At 59.6% G+C, this 17,777-nt stretch carries 14 protein-coding genes, 1 tRNA gene, 1 pseudogene and 1 other annotated feature; of the genes and pseudogenes, 8 read left to right on the top strand and 8 right to left on the bottom strand.

Annotated elements, in window-relative coordinates; all coding sequences use genetic code 11:
* The first annotated feature begins 45 nt into the window (after positions 1 to 45).
* From MasN3_RS22275 to MasN3_RS22290, 4 genes are all read left to right on the top strand, one after another.
* A protein-coding gene (locus MasN3_RS22275) for an IS3 family transposase (RefSeq protein WP_281910314.1) occupies positions 46 to 1,268 on the top strand; the annotation gives its coding sequence in 2 pieces (ribosomal slippage) (positions 46 to 334 and positions 334 to 1,268; 1,224 coding nt in all).
* Positions 324 to 440 (top strand) — a sequence feature (AL1L pseudoknot). It overlaps the preceding gene by 117 nt.
* A 34-nt stretch (positions 1,269 to 1,302) precedes the next feature.
* Positions 1,303 to 2,319, top strand: a complete 1,017-nt coding sequence (locus MasN3_RS22280) for a type VI secretion system Vgr family protein (RefSeq protein ID WP_281914570.1) — start codon at positions 1,303 to 1,305, stop codon at positions 2,317 to 2,319.
* A 47-nt stretch (positions 2,320 to 2,366) separates the two neighbouring features.
* Positions 2,367 to 3,547, top strand: a protein-coding gene (locus MasN3_RS22285) for an IS3 family transposase (protein WP_281907664.1) whose coding sequence is annotated in 2 segments (ribosomal slippage) — positions 2,367 to 2,634 and positions 2,634 to 3,547 — 1,182 coding nt in all. Because the reading frame shifts where the segments join, the coding sequence is not laid out codon by codon here.
* A gap of 7 nt (positions 3,548 to 3,554) precedes the next feature.
* Complete coding sequence (locus tag MasN3_RS22290; RefSeq protein ID WP_281910315.1) at positions 3,555 to 3,920, top strand: hypothetical protein; 366 nt, start codon at positions 3,555 to 3,557, stop codon at positions 3,918 to 3,920.
* 215 nt (positions 3,921 to 4,135) lie between these two features.
* On the opposite strand, the gene MasN3_RS22295 is transcribed toward MasN3_RS22290, so the two are convergent.
* Positions 4,136 to 5,316, bottom strand: a protein-coding gene (locus MasN3_RS22295) for an IS3 family transposase (RefSeq protein ID WP_281910317.1) whose coding sequence is annotated in 2 segments (ribosomal slippage) — positions 4,136 to 5,058 and positions 5,058 to 5,316 — 1,182 coding nt in all. Because the reading frame shifts where the segments join, the coding sequence is not laid out codon by codon here.
* Positions 5,317 to 5,411: 95 nt separating this feature from the next.
* On the opposite strand from MasN3_RS22295, the gene MasN3_RS22300 reads away from it, so the two are divergent.
* The 4 genes from MasN3_RS22300 (at position 5,412) to MasN3_RS22315 (ending at position 10,349) form a co-directional block, all read left to right on the top strand.
* Positions 5,412 to 6,986 (top strand): esterase/lipase family protein, encoded by a 1,575-nt coding sequence (locus MasN3_RS22300; RefSeq protein ID WP_281910318.1) that lies wholly within the window; start codon positions 5,412 to 5,414, stop codon positions 6,984 to 6,986.
* Between the two features lie 112 nt (positions 6,987 to 7,098).
* Positions 7,099 to 8,487 (top strand): T6SS immunity protein Tli4 family protein, encoded by a 1,389-nt coding sequence (locus tag MasN3_RS22305; RefSeq protein WP_281910320.1) that lies wholly within the window; start codon positions 7,099 to 7,101, stop codon positions 8,485 to 8,487.
* A 3-nt stretch (positions 8,488 to 8,490) separates the two neighbouring features.
* The gene (locus MasN3_RS22310; protein WP_281910322.1) at positions 8,491 to 8,757 is read left to right on the top strand and encodes a PAAR domain-containing protein; all 267 of its coding nucleotides are present in this window, start codon (positions 8,491 to 8,493) and stop codon (positions 8,755 to 8,757) included.
* A gap of 36 nt (positions 8,758 to 8,793) precedes the next feature.
* A protein-coding gene (locus MasN3_RS22315) for an IS3 family transposase (protein ID WP_370662289.1) occupies positions 8,794 to 10,349 on the top strand; the annotation gives its coding sequence in 2 pieces (ribosomal slippage) (positions 8,794 to 9,265 and positions 9,265 to 10,349; 1,557 coding nt in all).
* A gap of 221 nt (positions 10,350 to 10,570) precedes the next feature.
* On the opposite strand, the pseudogene MasN3_RS22320 reads toward MasN3_RS22315, so the two are convergent.
* The 7 genes and pseudogenes from MasN3_RS22320 to MasN3_RS22350 form a co-directional block, all read right to left on the bottom strand.
* Positions 10,571 to 10,801: pseudogene (locus MasN3_RS22320) on the bottom strand (site-specific integrase); the annotation flags it as partial.
* A gap of 107 nt (positions 10,802 to 10,908) precedes the next feature.
* Positions 10,909 to 10,987: transfer RNA gene (locus MasN3_RS22325), tRNA-Ile, on the bottom strand.
* Between the two features lie 125 nt (positions 10,988 to 11,112).
* On the bottom strand, positions 11,113 to 13,308 hold the full coding sequence (gene rpoD / locus MasN3_RS22330) for an RNA polymerase sigma factor RpoD (protein WP_370662310.1): 2,196 nt from the start codon (positions 13,306 to 13,308) through the stop codon (positions 11,113 to 11,115).
* A 290-nt stretch (positions 13,309 to 13,598) separates the two neighbouring features.
* Positions 13,599 to 15,395, bottom strand: a complete 1,797-nt coding sequence (dnaG, locus tag MasN3_RS22335; protein ID WP_281910324.1) for a DNA primase — start codon at positions 15,393 to 15,395, stop codon at positions 13,599 to 13,601.
* A 209-nt stretch (positions 15,396 to 15,604) separates the two neighbouring features.
* Positions 15,605 to 16,054: a GatB/YqeY domain-containing protein gene (locus tag MasN3_RS22340; RefSeq protein WP_281910327.1), complete on the bottom strand. Its 450-nt coding sequence runs from the start codon at positions 16,052 to 16,054 to the stop codon at positions 15,605 to 15,607.
* 138 nt (positions 16,055 to 16,192) lie between these two features.
* Entirely contained in the window at positions 16,193 to 16,405 is a 213-nt protein-coding gene (gene rpsU, locus MasN3_RS22345) for a 30S ribosomal protein S21 (protein WP_005665410.1), read from the bottom strand.
* Positions 16,406 to 16,503: 98 nt separating this feature from the next.
* Positions 16,504 to 17,715 (bottom strand): NAD(P)/FAD-dependent oxidoreductase, encoded by a 1,212-nt coding sequence (locus MasN3_RS22350; protein WP_281910335.1) that lies wholly within the window; start codon positions 17,713 to 17,715, stop codon positions 16,504 to 16,506.
* Between the last annotated feature and the right edge of the window lie 62 nt (positions 17,716 to 17,777).

Raw genomic sequence — 17,777 nt, forward strand, 5'->3', positions numbered from 1 at the left:
CGCCCCGGGTTTTGTAGAGGCTCCAATGTTTGAGAAAATGGAGCTATGAAGAAGCAACCCAAGTATTCCCCCGAAGTCATCGAGCGCGCTGTGCGCATGGTCAGCGAGGCTGCCAGCGAGTACGAATCGCAGTGGGCCGCCATCACGTCGATCGCGGCCAAGATTGGCTGCACGCCTGAGACGCTGCGCCGCTGGGTACGCCAGCAGGAGCGCGATACCGGGCAGCGTCCAGGCCCGACCACAGCTGAAGAAGAGCGCATCAAGGCGCTGGAGCGAGAAGTGCGCGAGCTGCGCAAGGCAAACGAGATCCTGCGTCTGGCGAGTGCGTTTTTCGCTCAGGCGGAGCTCGACCGCCGCTTCAAGCCGTGAGGGCATTCATCGACCAGTACCGCCATGCCTACGGTGTCGAGCCGATCTGCCGGGTGATGCAGGTCGCGCCGTCGGGATACTGGCGCTATGCGGCGCAGCAGCGTAACCCCGCACTGCGCTGTGCACGAGTCCAGCGTGACGATGTGCTGAGCGTCGATATCGAACGGGTTTGGCAAGCAAACATGCAGGTCTATGGGGCTGACAAGGTCTGGCGCCAATTGCGACGCGAGGGAACGGACGTGGCCCGCTGCACGGTGGAGCGCTTGATGCGCAAGGCCGGGCTGCGAGGCGTCATGCGTGGCAAGGTCGTGCGCACGACGATTGCGGATGCAAAGGCGCCATGCCCGCTCGACCGGGTCAACCGCCAGTTCAAGGCGCAGCGGCCGAACCAGCTGTGGGTGTCGGACTTCACGTACGTATCGACCTGGCAGGGTTTCGTCTACGTCGCCTTCGTCATCGACGTCTTCGCTCGGCGCATCGTCGGCTGGCGGGTGAGCAGTTCGATGCGGACTGACTTCGTGCTCGATGCGCTGGAACAGGCACTGTATGCTCGTCAGCCGGAACGAAATGCGCTGGTCCATCACAGCGATAGGGGCTCGCAATACGTGTCAATAAAGTACAGCGAACGTCTAGCAGAAGCCGGCATTGAGCCTTCTGTGGGCAGCAAAGGCGACAGCTATGATAATGCCCTAGCCGAGACCATCAACGGGCTCTACAAGGCTGAGTTGATCCACCGCCGTGCTCCTTGGAGAACACGTGAAGCCGTTGAACTGGCCACGCTGGAATGGGTTTCCTGGTTCAACCACCACCGCTTGCTGGAGCCGCTCGGTTATATACCGCCAGCGGAAGCTGAGGCAAACTATTACAAGCAGTTGAGCAGTCAGGCTGTTCCGGCCTGACTCACACTAACCGGCCTCCACGAAAGCCGGGGCGATTCATGCGCAAGGTGCCGGTGCCAGCGACAGCGACTCGGACTCCGGTTGGATACGTGTCGCTAGCACCTGGGCCAGCAATCACTGGGGAACAATTACCCTTCCCCGTGTGGGCGATGAGGTCATCGTCGATTTTCTAGGCGGAGACCCTGACAAGCCCATTATCGTGGCGCAGGTGTACGGCGGCAGAACCAAGCCGCCTTCGTTCAGCCATACCGGGGCCCTACCTGGAAACAGGTACCTGGCTGGCATCAAGAGCAAGGAAGTGCACGGTACGCGTTACAACCAGCTGCGGCTAGACGATACCTCGGGGCAAATCAATGCGCAGCTATCCTCCCAGCACGGGCATAGCAAGCTGAATCTGGGATGGCTGACTCATCCTCGCAGTGACGGCAAGGGGGAGGCGCGAGGCGAAGGGGCGGAGTTGCGCAGTGATTGCGCTGTTGCGGTACGCGGCGCACAAGGCGTACTCATCACTGCTGCCGCACGTCAGCAAGCGAGCGGCAGGCAACTCGACCGTAATGAATTGATTGGCTTGGTGGATGCGCTGCAAGGCATGCAGCAGTACCTGTCCGAACTGTCGTCGACGCATCATGCGGACGGCACCGACGACAAAGAACTCAGTCAACTGATCGCTCACCTAAAGCGGTGGGAAGCCGGCAGCAACACCGAAGTCGACGGCACGGGCACCGGGGGCCAACCCGTCGTGGCACTGTCCGCGCCTGCCGGTGTGGCAGTGACGAGCCAGGACAACATTGCGATCGGCTCGCAAACGCATATCGACATGGTCAGTATTGGCAATACCCAACTTTCCGTTGGCAAGAAATTGCTCGCCCGCGTATCAGAGAATATCAGCTTGTTTGCACATCGACTCGGCATAAAACTCATTGCCGCCAGCGGCAAGCTGGAAATGCAAACGCACGGTGACGACATCGAGCTCACGTCCGCCAAACGCATCGTGTTGACTGCAGCTGACGAAATCGTGCTGCAAGCGCCCAAACTGCGTGAGGTACGCTGATTTTTTCGGACACTCTTGTTTGGTAAAGTTCACCAACAGGAGCCTTTATGAAGACATTGAAGAAGACGTACACCCCGGAACTCAAGGAAGAAGCCGTGAAGCTGGTGCTGGCGCAGGGTTTGTCCATTGAGCAGGCAGCAGCACGAGTAAGTATCCCAAAAGGGACGCTGGCCAATTGGGTAGCAGCCGCCAAACGCGGGCCGGCCGCAACAGCAGCCCCTGGAAGCCGCTCTGTGGCCGAGCTGGAAGCGGAGAACGCGAAGCTGCGCAAGCAGCTAGCCCAGGCAGAGATGGAGCGGGACATCGTAAAAAAAGCGGCGGCGTACTTTGCGCAGGAGTCGCTGCCAAGTACGCGTGGATAAAGACAATGCGACTCGATTTCCCTGGCTATCCTGTGAAGCTGATGTGCCAGGTATTGGACGTCTCGCGCAGCGGCTACTACAACTCGCTGCAGGCCAAGCCATCGACACGCGAGCAGGAAGACGCTCGGTTGAAAATCCTGATTACGGCAGTGCATCGGCAAACCCGAGAGACCTACGGGGTGCCTCGGATAAAGCACGAGCTTGCTGCACAGGGTCATGAAGTTGGTCGCGACCGTGTGCGCCGACTTCGCCAGGAGCTCAATCTGCGCTGCAAACAACGGCGCAAATTCATCGCAACGACAAACTCGAATCACAACCTTCCCATCGCTGAGAACTTGCTGGAACAGCGGTTCGCGCCGAACAGGCCTGACGAAGTGTGGGTGACCGACATCACCTATATCTCCACTGCCGAAGGCTGGCTGTATCTTGCCGGCGTAAAGGACGTTTTTACCTGCGAGATCGTCGGCTACGCGATGGGCGAGCGCATGACGCAGGAGCTGACGACGCAGGCCTTGTGGCGCGCCGTGAGCCACAAGCGGCCGGCGCCAGGGCTGATCCATCATTCGGACCGTGGAAGCCAATACTGCGCCCATGCCTACCAGGAGCTGGTGGCGCAGTTCGGCATGCGCGCGTCGATGTCGCGCCGCGGGAACTGCTATGACAACGCGCCGATGGAGAGCTTCTGGGGCACGCTGAAGAATGAGCTTGTTCATCATCGCCGCTATGCCACCCGTGCTGAGGCAAAGGCCTCGATTCAGGAATACATTGAAATTTTCTACAACCGACAGCGGCGCCATTCCCGCATCGGCTTTGTTCCGCCAGCGTTGTTCGCCGAATCCTTCAGCGAACAGCCGCAGGCGGCTTAAGACGAGCGTGTCCGTTATTGACAGTACACCTCAGCGCTTCGTTGCGCAAGGTGCTCAAGTGGATCTCGGTGGCGGCGCGATCACGCAGCAAAGCAGTGGCAAGCACACCATCAAATCGTCGAAGTTCGCTCATATCAAACCGGGAGGCGGCAGTCCACTTGGTGTGACTTTGCCCAAGAGCGAGCTGGCGCACGATCAGCAAACGGTTCTGCGCTGGATTGGAACAGACGAGCCGATGAAGAATCAACGCTATCGCATCACGACAGAGGACGGCCGCACGTTCGAAGGACGCACCGATGCAACCGGGCTGACAGAGCGATTTACGAGTGCCATCCCTTTTGGACAGTACACGGTCGAAGCGCTCGACGACTGACAACGGTATCGCAGACAAGACGATAAACGAGGCTGAAGGGCACGATGACAACCGCTGAATACCTGTTACCCGCGAAACAAAACGATGGTGCCGCTCGGAAGGCTGAAGGCTTTGCGACACCGAAGCAGGACAAGAAGCTGCAATGCGCCAGGTTCCTCCCCAAGCGGGTGTTGCCGATCGTTTGAGGTGTACTGTCAATAACGGACACGCTCGTCTTAAGCCGCCTGCGGCTGTTCGCTGAAGGATTCGGCGAACAACGCTGGCGGAACAAAGCCGATGCGGGAATGGCGCCGCTGTCGGTTGTAGAAAATTTCGATGTATTCCTGAATCGAGGCCTTTGCCTCAGCACGGGTGGCATAGCGGCGATGATGAACAAGCTCATTCTTCAGCGTGCCCCAGAAGCTCTCCATCGGCGCGTTGTCATAGCAGTTCCCGCGGCGCGACATCGACGCGCGCATGCCGAACTGCGCCACCAGCTCCTGATAGGCATGGGCGCAGTATTGGCTTCCACGGTCCGAATGATGGATCAGCCCTGGCGCCGGCCGCTTGTGGCTCACGGCGCGCCACAAGGCCTGCGTCGTCAGCTCCTGCGTCATGCGCTCGCCCATCGCGTAGCCGACGATCTCGCAGGTAAAAACGTCCTTTACGCCGGCAAGATACAGCCAGCCTTCGGCAGTGGAGATATAGGTGATGTCGGTCACCCACACTTCGTCAGGCCTGTTCGGCGCGAACCGCTGTTCCAGCAAGTTCTCAGCGATGGGAAGGTTGTGATTCGAGTTTGTCGTTGCGATGAATTTGCGCCGTTGTTTGCAGCGCAGATTGAGCTCCTGGCGAAGTCGGCGCACACGGTCGCGACCAACTTCATGGCCCTGTGCAGCAAGCTCGTGCTTTATCCGAGGCACCCCGTAGGTCTCTCGGGTTTGCCGATGCACTGCCGTAATCAGGATTTTCAACCGAGCGTCTTCCTGCTCGCGTGTCGATGGCTTGGCCTGCAGCGAGTTGTAGTAGCCGCTGCGCGAGACGTCCAATACCTGGCACATCAGCTTCACAGGATAGCCAGGGAAATCGAGTCGCATTGTCTTTATCCACGCGTACTTGGCAGCGACTCCTGCGCAAAGTACGCCGCCGCCTTTTTTACGATGTCCCGCTCCATCTCTGCCTGGGCTAGCTGCTTGCGCAGCTTCGCGTTCTCCGCTTCCAGCTCGGCCACAGAGCGGCTTCCAGGGGCTGCTGTTGCGGCCGGCCCGCGTTTGGCGGCTGCTACCCAATTGGCCAGCGTCCCTTTTGGGATACTTACTCGTGCTGCTGCCTGCTCAATGGACAAACCCTGCGCCAGCACCAGCTTCACGGCTTCTTCCTTGAGTTCCGGGGTGTACGTCTTCTTCAATGTCTTCATAAAGGCTCCGTTGGTGAACTTTACCAAACAAGAGTGTCCGAAAAAATCAGCGTACCTCAGTTTTTCTGCCCGGGATCATGGGATCGAACTTGCGAATGAGCGCGCAGCGACAAACGGAGCTGCATAAAAAGGACAACATTGCATGGCGGCCAGATGTTCTCGGGCCAACGAATATAAGCAACGCCTCCAATGACAGTCCAAGAGGCCGACAACTGAGGCTCGATCCGATGCAAACCACGGTGGACATTTATGATCCTGCCGGTCCAATGGACATCAGTGGAGATGGTCGGCATGGCAATGTGACACTCGACGAGAACTTTCGCTCGCCATTGCTAACGGATGACCCACCAACCGCGAAAAACCCGCGTACCGCGATACAAAAGGCCCGGGCGCGAGGCTGGGGTGAGGTCTTTTTCAAAAGCTATGGAGAGCTGCTACAGCATCTCGAATCACGCCTCAACAATACATTCTCCGACGGTAAGCTGCGGCAGGAATGGTGCGATGTCGTGGGCGTTGATCCTCGCGTATGGGGAAGCGATCCCAGCTTGCCGCAATCGGCATTAACGGAAGGCGAACTCAAGAAACTGGCTACGGGCTGCTGGTTTGCTGTGTACGCGTTCGGATACAACTGGCTGCAATCCAATGGGGACAGCGCCAGAATCATCGCAAAGCGCATCAATCAGCTGGTGGACGATCTCAAGCAGTCAGGCTATGAGTGCAACCAAGTGATCGTCGTAACCCACTCTATGGGCGGGCTGGTCGGCCGGGCACTGGTCCATCCGAAGTACGGAAATCTGCAGGACAAGGTGCTGGGGGTCGTCCATGGCGTCATGCCGGCCATCGGTGCCCCAGCTGCCTACAGGCGCATGAGGGCCGGGTTCGAGGATTCCGGCATGATGTTTGGCCCGGAAAACAGTCTTGGCGCCAAGGTGGCCGGCAATTATGGCGACGAGGTGACAGCAGTTCTGGCGAATGCACCAGGGGGATTGGAGTTATTACCAACCGCGTCCTATGGCAATCGCTGGTTGCGCGTGACACACAATGGACGCGACCTGGATGCATGGCCGAAACAAGGCGAGCCATACAGTGAGATCTACAAGGTGCGAGGCAAGTGGTATTCACTGTTTCTGGAAAAATGGATCAATCCGTCTGGACTGCCTTCAAGACTAGGCGGCGGCACTTTCGAGCGGACGTGCGAGTATCTCGATAAGGCCCAAGGCTTCCATCGACAGATCGATCAAACGTTTCATCCCAACAGCTATGCACATTACGGTGCCGACCAAGCGCGACGGAGCTTTGGCGAAGTCATATGGGAAATCGACAAAAGCTGCGCTGACCCGACGGGCTGGCAAGATTGGCCCATCCTCGGTGACACCAAGCAAGGGCGAGTGGAACTCGTTCGATGGGATACTCTAAACAGCAAGGCCTTCGAAATTGTCGATTTTGAAGTACCCAAGCCGATATATGCCACTATCCTTCCGCCATCGGCGCCAGGCGACCAGACCGTTCCAGCGAAATCTGCCGACCATCAGCTGAAAAGTGGAATGTTCAAGGGCGTGTTCCGCCAGACCGGTTACGAACACCAAGCAAGCTACAAAAATCATCGGGCGATCGCATCGACGTTGTACAGCATTATGCGCATCGCCCAAGCAGCTACATGGAAATGCTGAAAAGGACATTTATATGCTCGCAATAACACGCCTTTACATTGTTCCTCTTGCCGGCGTGCTCTTGATGCTTGCTGCCTGCGATCGCACTCCAAAAGAATGGAAGACCGCTAACATGACCACACTTACTCCCCGTCTCCAGGCTGTTTTCCAGAAAACTAAGACCGTCTGCTTTGGAAGATTCATGGTGGATTTGCCTTCCTCAACAACCGTAGCATGGGGGGAAACGGATGTGTCACTTGGTATAAGCGTACGCCCTAATGGCGTAAATGAAGTAGAAAACCTGGCGCAGAAATTTATCAATGAACTCAACAGTGAGAAGGCCATCAACCACGATGACGTCCCCTTGCTGCTGTCGGTAGAACATGTGCCCCAGCCGGAAGGCAAAATCGTTATCGGTTACGAAGATTTTCAGTCCGTCAACGGGCTCAAGATCAACGGGTATTTCAGGCTGAATAATGACGGCATTATCATTAATGCACGTCCTTTAAGGAACGACAGAGATGGAACTGTATCACTCATCAAGAGCATCGCCCGGCGCCTGAAGCAACGTTCTGAGAACGAAATCCCAATTGAGCACGGCAACTGTATCGAACACGCCTTCCTCCCTGACAAAACGGCTCCAGGCGAGGAACCGCCTGCAGAACTCATTCGTATCGGTTTTCGGTTGAAGGAGTTTCCTGACACGCACCTCTCGATTTTTATTGGTCCGTCGAATCCCCATTACGAAGAGAGCCACTCGTTGGAGTGGCGACTCAATCAGCTCGAGAAGAACCAAAAAACCCAGGATCCCAACAATCCCCTGATAAAAACTAAAGACTTGCGGAGAGGGGCGCGGCAGATCCACGGCTGGTTAAACGGCTTTGAAGCTCTGTCGCGTACCCCGGAACAGGCGGAAATACACTCGATCCATGATTTCGCCATGGATTTCAGAGGGGTGCCGTCAGACCCGTTGAAACCTTATGTAGAAATACAGATGCAGACCGGCGTTGCCGATAACGTCGCCGGCGCAACCAAAGCTAGCCTGACTGACGAAGAGGCCATCGCGGTTTGGGACAAGATCACCAGCACTATCCGCGTGCGTTCGACCGGCACCGCGGCGGCCAAGACCGCCGAGACGGACTCTGGCCCCAGGCTTCCACTCGGCGAGCTTGCGGCAACTGGTCGCGCGTGCCCGCAAACGGGCTGGTGGGTGCCTGATGAGCCGAAAGATCGTCAGGGTGACCGGAGACAGCACATCAAGGCAGGCGAGCGCATGCCACATGTGATATCGCTCGGCGAACCGTCCATATGGCAAAAGCTGAAAGGAGAAAGGCCTACTTACCGTACGGCGACGGTGTGGAAACTCCTCAGCTATGACGACGCGCCAGTTCACGTCGACACGATCTTGGCGACGCCAACAATCGCACAAGTTTCTTCCGACAACTTTGCCGTCAAAGACGCTGGAGGCGGCACAACCGAAAGCAGCCGGAACGACGAAACCTCAGCGCAGAAGAAAGGTTAAGCCATGCGAAATGTGATTCGTCTTGGCGCCCCCTCGTCTCATGGCGGCAAGGTCGAGAGTACCGGCGCAAATCATTTTACGGTTGACGGCATTCCTGTCGCTCGCGTCGGGGATGTATGCAGTTGCCCCATCAAAGGACATGATAACTGCACCATTGCCGAAGGAGAACTAGACCACGTCATTGACGGAGTTGCTGTCGCCTACGATGGGCATAAGACCACTTGTGGAGCTACCCCCCGGTGTCAGAATAGTTGTCGCGTCACTTGGTGAAGTAAAACCATACCGGGGACGGGCAAGAGAGATTGCGTGAAGCAGTATTCAGCAGAACGGAAAGAAGCACTACTACGGCAGATGATGCCGCCGCAGAACAGGTTGGTGTCGGAGCTGGCTCGCGAGAGCGGGATTACCGAGCAGACCCTTTATACTTGGCGCCGTCAACTTCGTAATCAGGGAACAGCGGTGCCGGGTAGTGGGAAAAATGCTGAGGAATGGACCTCGGAAGACAAGTTTGCCGTGGTGTTGGAGACGGCCGCGCTGAACGCCAGCGAGCTGGCCGAGTATTGCCGTCGCAAGGGGTTATTCGCCGAGCAGATCGCCATGTGGCGCGCCGCATGCATGGCCGCCAATGCGAGCACGACGCAGCAGACGCGGGGCCAGCTGGCGCAGTCGAAGGAAGACAAGAAGCGCATCCGGCAGCTGGAGAAGGACTTGCAGCGCAAGGAGAAAGCGCTGGCCGAGGCGGCAGCGCTGTTGATCTTGCGAAAAAAAGCCCAGGCGATCTGGGGGGACAAAGAGGAAGACTGATCAGCGTCCCAGATCGCCTGTCGTGTGTCGAGTTGATCCGTGAAGCACAGACAGCGGGCAGTCGCCTTGCGCCAGCCTGCCTCGAGTTGGGCATCACCCTGCGCACATTTCAGCGCTGGGTGCGTGAAGGCGACGATGCCGTGGCCACTGACAGCCGTCCAACCAGTGTGCGTCCAGAACCGGCCAACAAACTGAGCGAGGACGAGCGAGCCGAGATCCTGGCCGTTGCCAACAGCGAGGAATTCGCCAGCCTTCCACCGAGCCAGATCGTGCCGGCGCTGGCCGATCGCGGCGTGTACATGGCGTCGGAGTCGAGCTTCTACCGCGTCTTGAAAGCGGCATCGCAACAGCATCACCGAGGCCGAGCGAAGAAGCCTTCTGAGCGCGTCGTCACGAGCCATTGCGCCACCGGCCCGAACCAGGTATGGAGTTGGGACATAACCTGGATGCCGGCCGCCGTGAAAGGCCAGTTTTACTATTGGTACATGGTGCTCGATGTCTTCAGCCGTAAGATCGTCGGCCATGAAGTGCATGTCGCGGAATCGGCGGAACTGGCGTCACGGCTGATGCGCCGGGCCAGCTTGGCCGAAGGATTGGCAGGCCGTTCCCTGGTGCTCCATTCAGACAATGGCAGTGCCATGAAAGGCGCGACCATGCTGGCCACGCTGGAGCAGTTGGGTGTGGCACCGTCGTTCAGCAGGCCGCGTGTGAGCAACGACAATGCCTACGCCGAGTCGTTGTTCCGTACCTGCAAATACCGTCCGGACTACCCGAGAAAACCATTCGGGAGCCTGGAACAGGCGCAGGCATGGACGCAGAAATTCGTACGTTGGTACAACCAGGAGCACAAGCACAGCGGCCTGAAATTCGTTACACCGGCACAGCGTCACAACGGCCAGGACGCGGCGATCCTGAAACGCCGGGAGCAGGTTTATGACGATGCCCGAAACCGTCACCCGCAGCGCTGGTCGCGGGGCATCAGGAACTGGACACTGGAGAATCAGGTCTGGTTGAATCCGGAACGGATTCGACCAGAAGAATTAAAGCGCGCAGCTTGAGGTGACGCGACAACTACGTTGACAAACGCCGCTACCTTGATTGCCACCATAGGGAACTTTGGCGGACAATAGTCAAAAGTAGCGTCTGAACCTCACTAGCTTTAGACCTTGGCGAGCATTGGCAGAGGCTTATATTTCCTATTTCTGGCTCCTGCAACTGTGAATGCCCGTGGAGAGAAACTCATGCGGCGCCAACTCGCCGCTATTCTGCAGCCAAGTGGCCGTTTAGTCGGCGTTACCTCTGCAAGATAGCGCTTCATCGCCGCTTCAAAGGTCATCCTTTCTGAAGGGCTGCGCTTGATGAACAAGCCTCGCACCATCTCATCTTCAGTCCGACGCGACCAGTCTTCAGCGTCTTTCTTGAGACGGAATGTCTTAACAGTGGTCGGCCAACCGGCCTTACGAATAACCGCTTTCCAGGTCCCCGATGGGGTCTTGACGATGGTTGCCATGCGCGCTCCAGTACTCTCAGAATTTGCTTACTGTACCGAAATTGTACGGAGGTTCCCAATAGAAACTAAAAAAGGACTTAGGTTCTCACCTAAGTCCTTGATTTTATTGGTAGGCCTCCCCGGAGTCGAACCGGGCACCAACGGATTATGAGTCCGCTGCTCTAACCAGGCATGAGCTAGAGGCCCAGAAATCGGGACAGTGACAAGCTGGAAGAACGCTCGCCACCCGCTTCAGCGGCGCGGTACCGTGAAGCGGAGTGGCGAGAGGATATTGCTTTTAGTGCAGGTACGTCAAGCGCAGACTACAACAATCAGCTGCTGCCCTCGAGGAAGCTCTTCAGCTTGTCCGAGCGCGACGGGTGGCGCAGCTTGCGCAGCGCCTTCGCTTCGATCTGGCGGATGCGCTCGCGGGTGACGTCGAATTGCTTGCCCACCTCTTCCAGCGTGTGGTCGGTCGACATCTCGATGCCGAAGCGCATGCGCAGCACCTTGGCTTCGCGCGGGGTCAGCGAATCGAGCACGTCCTTCACCACGCCGCGCATCGAGGCGTGCAGCGCGGCGTCCGAGGGCGCTAGCGTGTTGTTGTCCTCGATGAAGTCGCCCAGGTGCGAATCGTCGTCGTCGCCGATCGGCGTCTCCATCGAAATCGGCTCCTTCGCGATCTTCATGATCTTGCGAATCTTATCTTCCGGCATTTCCATCTTGATGGCGAGGGTCGCCGGATCCGGTTCGGCGCCGGTTTCCTGCAGAATCTGGCGCGAGATCCGGTTCATCTTGTTGATGGTCTCGATCATGTGCACCGGAATACGGATGGTGCGCGCCTGGTCCGCGATCGAGCGGGTGATGGCCTGGCGGATCCACCACGTCGCATAGGTCGAGAATTTATAACCGCGGCGGTATTCGAACTTGTCCACCGCCTTCATCAGGCCGATGTTGCCTTCCTGGATCAGGTCGAGGAACTGCAGGCCGCGGTTGGTGTACTTCTTGGCGATCGAGATCACCAGGCGCAGGTTGGCCTCGGTCATCTCGCGCTTGGCCTTGCGCGCCTTCATTTCGCCGGCGGCCATTTGCCGGTTGATGTTGCGCAGGTCCGGCAGCGGCAGCACGACCCTGGCTTGCAGGTCGATCAGGCGTTGCTGCAGTTCCTTGATGGTCGGGATGTTACGGCCCAGGATGGCGCTATAGGCGTGGCCGGCGTTCACTTCGCCGTCCACCCAGTCCAGGTTGGTCTCGTTGCCCGGGAAGACCTTGATGAAGTGGGCGCGCGGCATGCCGCAGCGGTTCACGGCCACGTCCAGGATCTGCTTCTCGATGTGGCGCACTTCGTCCACCTGGCCGCGCAGGGTGTCGCACAGCTTCTCGACCACCTTTGCGGTGAAGCGGATGCCCAGCAGTTCGTTGGAGATGGCGTCCTGCGCCTTGACATAGGCCTTGCTGTTGTAGCCGTCCTTCTCGAAGGCCTTGCGCATCTTGTCGAACTGGTCGGCGATGTTGCCGAACTTCTCGAGGGCGGATGCCTTCAGGGCCTCCAACTGCTCGGCCGAGTAGCCGGCCGCGCCCGAGGCGCTGGTGCCGGTGTCTTCTTCCTCTTCCTCGGCTTCTTCCTCTTCGTCGGCGTCTTCGTCCTCGTCGTCGGTCGAGGTCGGGGCCACGGCGGTCGGCGAGGTGTTCTCGTCTTCGTCCGGGTCGACCATGCCGTCGACGATCTCGTCGATCTTGATCTCGTCCTTCTCGATCTTGTTGGCGGCCTCGATGATCTCGGCGATGGTCACCGGGCAGGCCGAGATGGCCTGGATCATGTCCTTCAGGCCGTCCTCGATGCGCTTGGCGATCTCGATCTCGCCTTCGCGGGTCAGCAGTTCGACCGAGCCCATCTCGCGCATGTACATGCGCACCGGGTCGGTGGTGCGGCCGAAGTCGGAGTCGACGGTCGACAGCGCCGCCTCGGCGGCCGCCTCGGCTTCGTCGTCGCTGGTGACGTTCGGGACGTTATCGGACAGCAGCAGGGTTTCGGCGTCAGGAGCGTGCTCGTAGACGGCGATGCCCATGTCGTTGAAGGTGCCGATGATGCCTTCGATCGCTTCCGGATCGACGATGTTGTCCGGCAGGTGGTCGTTGATCTCGGAGTAGGTGAGGAAGCCGCGCTCCTTGCCCGACTTGATCAGGGCCTTGAGCTTGTTGCGGCGGATCTCGAGCTCTTCTTCGCTCGCCTCGGTATCCGAGGAGAACGCGTCCTTCAGCAGCGCCTTTTCCTTGGCCTTGCGGTCCTTGGCCTTGGCCTTGTCCGCTGCCTTCAGTTCGGCGCGCTCGACCGCGTTCAGTGCGGCGATCTCATCGTTCTCGGGCGTGAATTCCTTGGGCTTGCGGCCACGGCGTCCGGGGACCTTGACGGTGGGCAGGACGTAACCGGACGTGTCGATGGCGGCCAGTGCGGCCGCATCGGTCGTCGCGTTGACCGGTGCCGGGCTCGCCGTACGAACCTCGGCCTGGTCTTGGCCTTTGTCCACCTTGGCGGACGCTCGCGTGGTCTTTGCAGCCACTTTGGTTTCGGGTTTCTTGGTTGGCACAGGCGCTTTCGAAGTCACAACGACTAACTTTACGATGGTTAAAGATAAAGTTTTTTGTTACCTTACATCACCCTGCGGGCAACGAAGCGTTGCCCCGCTAACTGAAACTCCACGCCCCGATTGAAACGAAAAATTGTTTCAACAGTTGCAATAGTTAGCGTTTTATTATAGCACGCACCCCTGTTTTTCCAAGTTGCACAAATGACCACACTGGCGTCGGCCGGCAATCATTAACGGGGTGTCATTGCTGCAGAATCTTCCCGAGCCAGGAGCTCCTGCTGGGCAACGATTTCGCGATAGCGAGTACTCACCTGATCTGGGGTCAGCCCCGAAGAAAACAACTGGTTAAGTTCTTGCTTTAACGCGTCCATCTTGATCTGGCGCACAGCACTAAGCAGCCAGATGCGATCTGCCTCAACGTCCGATTCCGGTTCCGCAGCAATTTCCGATATCAAACTGTCGTATTCTGCCGTCACTTCTTTTAACTGTTGTGACAAGGCGGCGAAAGTGCCGTACTCGCCCAGTCCCTGGGCCAGGTGCACCAGGTGGCGCAGGGCGTCGGCGGCTTCCTGGCCGAAATAGTCGAACGAGGCCAGCGCTTCGTCGTTCAGCTGCAGCGCCAGGTGCGGGTGCGAGACCAGGATGCGCAGCATCTGCAGCTCGAGGCCCACCGGCTTCGGGCGGCCCTGGCGCGGCGGCGCGCGGCGCACCACCGATACCGGCTTAGACAACTCGAACAGCGATTCGATCTCGGCCGACGAGGATTCGGTCAGGTTGGCCAGCCCGCGCACGATCTGCAGGCGCAGCGCGGTCGGCGCCATTGCCTGCAGCATCGGCTTGGCCTCGTGCTGGGCATGCGCCCTGCCCTCCGGCGTGTCCAGGTCGTGCTCGGCGGTCACTTCGCGCAGCAGGAACTGCGACAGCGGCATCGCGTCGTGGATCTCCTGTTCGAACGCCTCGGCGCCGCGCTCGCGCACGAAACTGTCCGGGTCGTGCTCCTGCGGCAGGAACAGGAATTTGATGGTCTTGTCGTCCGTCACCTGCGGCAGGCAGGCTTCCAGCGCGCGGCGGGCGGCGCGGCGGCCGGCCTTGTCGCCGTCGAAGCTGAAGATCACGGTGTCGGTCTGGCGCAGCAGCTTTTGCACGTGGGTGCTGGTGCAAGCGGTGCCGAGCGTGGCTACGGACTGCGGGAAGCCGAGCTGGGCCAGGGCGACCACGTCCATGTAGCCTTCCGTCACCAGGACGTAGCCGGCGTCGCGGATGCTTTGCCGCGCCTCGAACAGGCCGTACAGCTCCAGGCCTTTCTGGAACAGCGGCGTTTCGGGCGAGTTCAGGTATTTCGGTTCGCCGCCGTCGAGCACGCGGCCGCCGAAGCCGATCACCTGTCCCTTGGTATTGCGAATCGGGAACATGATGCGCTCGCGGAAGCGGTCGTAGCGTTTCTTGTTGTTGCCGTCCTCGTCGATCTTGTCGATCACCAGGCCGGATTCCACCAGCGCCAGGGCATCGTAGTCGGGGAAGACCGAGCGAAGGTTGTCCCAGCCGCCGGGGGCGTAGCCCATGGCGAAGCGGGCCGCCACCTCGCCGGTCAGGCCGCGGTTCTTCAGGTAGGCGATGGCATTCGGCGCTTCGCGCAACTGGGCGCGGTAGTAGGCGCAGGCCTGGGTCAGCGCTTCGGTCATCGCCAGCGACTGGGCCTGCTGGGCGGCGCGCTGCTGCGGCGGGATCTTGTCGTCCTGGTCCGGGACCACCATGCCCACGTTCTGGGCCAGGTCCTTGACGGCATCGACGAAGCCCATGCCGGAGTATTCGATCAGGAAGCCGATCGCGGTGCCATGGGCGCCGCAGCCGAAGCAGTGATAGAACTGTTTGGTCGGGCTGACGGTGAAACTGGGGGACTTTTCGTTGTGAAACGGGCACAGGCCCATGTAGTTGGCCCCGCCCTTTTTCAGCTGGACGTAGCGGCCGACGATGTCGACGATGTCGACACGGTTGAGCAAATCGGTAATGAAGGATTGCGGAATCACTAGGAGGTACTCAGTGTTTGTCTTAACTCAGACTATACCGCAGCGGTGACTGCAAATTGATTTATGACAAGACATCCGTTTGGATGGGGTCGGCTGTGGGGAACATGCGTCGCGGCGGTTCCAGAGCCGGTTGGACGCGCGCACGGCTAAGCCGTGCACCCTACGCAGGGTGGTCGGCTTAGCCGACCGCGCGTTCAGCCACATGCGGATCAGCCGCCCGACAAGGCCTTCTTGACCAGGCCAGAGACCACGGTCATGTCCGCACGCCCCGCCAGCTTCGGCTTGAGCACGCCCATCACCTTGCCCATGTCCTGCGGGCCGGCAGCGCCGGTCGAGGCCACCGCGGCCGCCACTTCGGCGGCAATTTCCTCGTCCGACAGCCCGGCCGGCATGTAGGTCGACAGGATCGCCAATTCGGCTTTCTCGATGTCGGCCAGGTCGGCACGGCCGCCGGCTTCGAACTGGGTGATCGAATCCTTGCGCTGCTTGATCATCTTTTCGACGATGGCCAGGGTCTGGGTATCGTCCAGCTCGATCTGCTCGTCGACTTCCCTGCGCTTGATCTCGGCAAGGATCAGGCGGATCGTGGCCAGGCGGGCGCTTTCCTTGGCGCGCATCGCGGCTTTCATGTCCTCGGTGAGTTGTGCTTTCAGGCTCATGGTATCTCCGTCTGTTAGAGCTAAATCAATGGATATAAACGACAAAACCCGCCGCGGCATAACCGGAGCGGGCTTGCGGACGCTCAGCGGCTCGCCGGGACCATGGAGTCGCCGGTGCAAGCCGTCAATGCAGTCTGATTAGTACAGCTTCTTCGGCAGCTGTTGGCTGCGGATGCGCTTATAGTGACGCTTCACTGCGGCGGCCAGCTTGCGCTTGCGCTCTGCAGTTGGCTTTTCGTAGAACTCGCGAGCACGCAGTTCAGTCAGCAGACCGGTTTTTTCGATAGTGCGCTTGAAGCGACGCATAGCGACTTCGAACGGCTCGTTTTCTTTAAGGCGGATAGTGGTCATGTAAAAATCAAACCGTTGGATTTAGGGAAGAACGAAATTCTAGCACCGATTGAGGTGCATTGGAAGGGTTTATCAATTTGTTCCGCAATTGCCACAGCTTACACACTCTGCCCGGCGGCCTGGCCCGAAGCCCAGGCCCACTGGAAGTTGTAGCCGCCCAGCCAGCCGGTCACGTCGACCGTCTCGCCGATGAAATACAGGCCCGGCACCTTGTTCGCCATCATGGTCTGCTGCGACAGTTCGCGCGTGTCCACACCGCCCAGCGTCACCTCGGCCTTCTTGTAGCCTTCCGAACCGGTCGGCACGATGGCCCAGCGGTTGATGGCGTCGCCCAGCTTGCGCAGCTTGGCGTCGGCCATGTCGGCCAGGCGCGCGTCCGGCGCGAAACCATTGGCCACCAGCAGGCCGTCGGCCAGGCGCGCCGGCAGCCACTGCGCCAGCACGTTGCCGAGCTGCTTCCTGACCGTGGTCTTCATGCCGATCAGCTCCTCGGCCACGTCCATCTCGGGCAGCAGGTCGAGCACGATCGGGGTGCCGGGCTGCCAGTAGCTCGAGATCTGCAGGATGGCCGGCCCTGACAGGCCGCGGTGGGTGAACAGCAGGTCTTCGCGGAAGTGGCCGCCCTTGGCCTTGCCCTTGCCCTTGCCGCCGCCGGTGCTCACCTCCACTTCCAGCGCGATGCCGGCCAGCGGGACGAAGGCTTCCCAGCTGGGACCGTCGAAGGTCAGCGGCACCAGGCCCGGGCGCGGCTCGACGATCTGCAGATCGAACTGCCGGGCGACGCGGTAACCCAGGTCGGTGGCGCCGATCTTCGGGATCGACAGGCCGCCGGTGGCGATCACCAGGCTGTCGCATTCAATGTCGCCGCCTTCCGCCGACACCAGGAAACCGGTCCCGGTGTTGTCGATCGCGCCGACCTTGCAGGGCATGCGCCAGCTGACCTCGCCCAGGTTGCATTCGGCGCGCAGCATCTGAATGATCTGCTCGGACGAGTCGTCGCAGAACAGCTGGCCCTTGTGCTTCTCGTGCCAGGCGATGCGGTGTTTCTTGACCAGGGCAAGAAAGTCCTGCGCGGTGTAGCGCGACAGCGCGCTGCGGCAGAAATGCGGGTTCTGCGACAGGAAGTTGGCGGGACCGGCGCCGATGTTGGTGAAGTTGCAGCGGCCGCCGCCGGAAATGCGGATCTTTTCCGCCAGGCGGGTGGCATGGTCGAGCAGCACCACGCGCCTGCCGCGCTGGCCTGCCACCGCCGCGCACATCATGCCGGCGGCGCCCGCGCCGATTACTGCTACATCATAGTGTTTTGCCATGCCCCGTTACCGTGTCCCGCGAATCGCCAAACCGGCCATTGTATACGGTTCAGGGCGACGGC

The organism is Massilia varians (genome assembly GCF_027923905.1).
GTDB classification, from domain to species: Bacteria; Pseudomonadota; Gammaproteobacteria; order Burkholderiales; family Burkholderiaceae_D; genus Telluria; species Telluria varians_B.